This window comes from Candidatus Hydrogenedentota bacterium (assembly GCA_012523015.1).
Classification (GTDB): domain Bacteria; phylum Hydrogenedentota; class Hydrogenedentia; order Hydrogenedentales; family CAITNO01; genus JAAYBJ01.
In genome coordinates this window covers 1-2020 of sequence record JAAYJI010000048.1, presented here as the reverse complement: position 1 = coordinate 2020, position 2020 = coordinate 1, and the positions used below count along the sequence as shown (strand labels likewise).

At 56.4% G+C, this 2020-nt stretch carries 2 protein-coding genes; one reads left to right on the top strand and one right to left on the bottom strand.

Features of this window, described 5'->3' with window-relative positions; all coding sequences use genetic code 11:
* On the top strand, positions 1-1838 hold a 1838-nt coding region (locus GX117_02120; protein NLO32144.1), incomplete at its 5' end, for a Gfo/Idh/MocA family oxidoreductase.
* Positions 1839-1841: 3 nt separating this feature from the next.
* On the opposite strand, the gene GX117_02115 is transcribed toward GX117_02120, so the two are convergent.
* Positions 1842-2020 (bottom strand): NupC/NupG family nucleoside CNT transporter (locus tag GX117_02115; protein NLO32143.1); only part of this gene is annotated, 179 nt, incomplete at its 5' end.

The window sequence follows — 2020 nt, the reverse complement described above, 5'->3', positions numbered from 1 at the left end:
CTGATGTACCGCTCTTCCGCGTTGGCGATCTCGTAGCGTGTTCCGGCGTGGGCTATGCCTCTCATGCCGCCTACAATGTGGTGCCCCATCAACTGCTGACGCCCGTCCCTGAAAATGTATCCCTAGACGAAGCGGCCTTTGTAAGTTTAGGCGCTATAGCCATGCAAGGCGTGCGCCGTGCAGAACCGAGCTTTGGCGAGACTTTCGTGGTCATCGGGCTGGGTCTTGTGGGACAGATTACCTTCCAAATAGTGCAGGCTGCGGGCTGTCATGTCATCGGCTGTGATCCTGTGGAAGCGCGGCGCGATCTTGCCGCCTCTCTAGGCTGCGATCACGTATGCGCGCCCGAAGATCTCGAAAGAAGTGTTCAAGAATATACGGCGGGCTATGGCGCTGACGCCGTTCTTGTTTGCGCTTCCGCAAAAAACAGCAGCGTCGCCAATCAGGCGCTCCACCTATGCCGCAGTAAAGGACGCGTCGTTGTCGTGGGTGCTGTGGGCATGCACTTGGAACGGGGCGCGCTATACGAAAATGAATTGGATTTCATGCTTTCCTGTTCCTACGGCCCCGGCCGCTACGACCGCCAGTATGAAGAGGGCGGACTTGATTATCCCATCGGCTATGTACGCTGGACGCAGGGCAGAAATATGGCGGAATTTTTGAGGATGGTAGATTCCGGCCGCGTGAAGGTGAAACAGCTCATCAGCTTATCCGAAGCGGTGGAACGTGCAGAACACGCTTACGAAGAAGTTATGAAGGGCGGAGCAGTACTCGCCGCGCTCATTCGCTACCATCATGAAGATCCGCCTGATGATGCGCCTGAGCCATCACGTAAATTTACCCTTCGCGTCACACCCAAAACCGCGGGTCAAATGGGCGTCGCTGTCATAGGCACGGGCGCTATTGCCACCGCGTTCCACCTCCCCAATCTTGCCGCCCTGCCTACGTGCCGCTTGGTCGCCGTTGCCAATCGCTCGGGCCAAAAAGCCAAGCAGTGGGGTTCCCGTTTCAATGCAGCCTACTGCACCACCGACTATCGTGAAGTGCTGCAAGACAGCAACGTGGACGCCGTAATCATTGCAACCCGTCATCACCTGCACAAAGAAATGGCCCTTGCCGCCATAGAGGCAGGCAAACATGTATTTGTTGAAAAACCCCTCGCCTTGACCGTTGTCGATTGCGATGACATTTGCGCTGCAGCTGAAAAACAAGGGGTATTGCTTACGGTCGGTTTCAACCGCCGCTTTGCACCCTTGGCCGTAGCTGCTCAAAAAGCCTGCAGCGCAGTACCCGGTCCCAAAACACTGATCTATCGATGCAACGCAGGCCCTTTGCCGCCCAATCACTGGGCACTGGATCCCGTCGAAGGCGGCGGCCGTATCCGCGGCGAAGCCGTTCATTTTTTCGATTTCGCACGATGGTTTTTGCAAGATGATCCCGTCGAAATACAAGGGCAGACTTTGGTCACCGATCAGACAGCCTTCGATAAAGACTCCATGACGGTCACGCTGCGTTTTTCCCAAGGATCTTTAGCCACCGTCCTCTATGGCGGCAACGGAAGCAGTGCCCTCGAGAAAGAGCGGATCGAAATCTTCGCCAACGGTACCACCTCGGTCATCGATGATTTTAAGCGGCTGTCCTTCTACGGGCTCCCCAATATAGGGATCCGACACCGTCATGTGGATAAAGGCTTGGGCGCACTCCTCGCCCATTTTATTGCTGCTGTAAGGGGCAAAGAAAGCTTATCCATCACCGGGGCGGATGGTCGCTGGGCGACTTTCATAGCGGAAGAAGCATTGAAACGTGCCGGCAGCGCAGCCGCTCATCAAGAGAGCTGAGCCTCACTCAAAAACCAGCATGCCCGCCACACAGGCCGTCATAAATGAGGCGAGCGTTCCGCCCAGAAAAGCGCGCCAGCTCATGCTTGCGATCTCGGCTCTCCGCTCGGGCGCCAAGGCAGCAATGCCGCCGATCAGAATACCCAAACTGCCCGGGTTGGCGAATCCACACAAGGCATAGG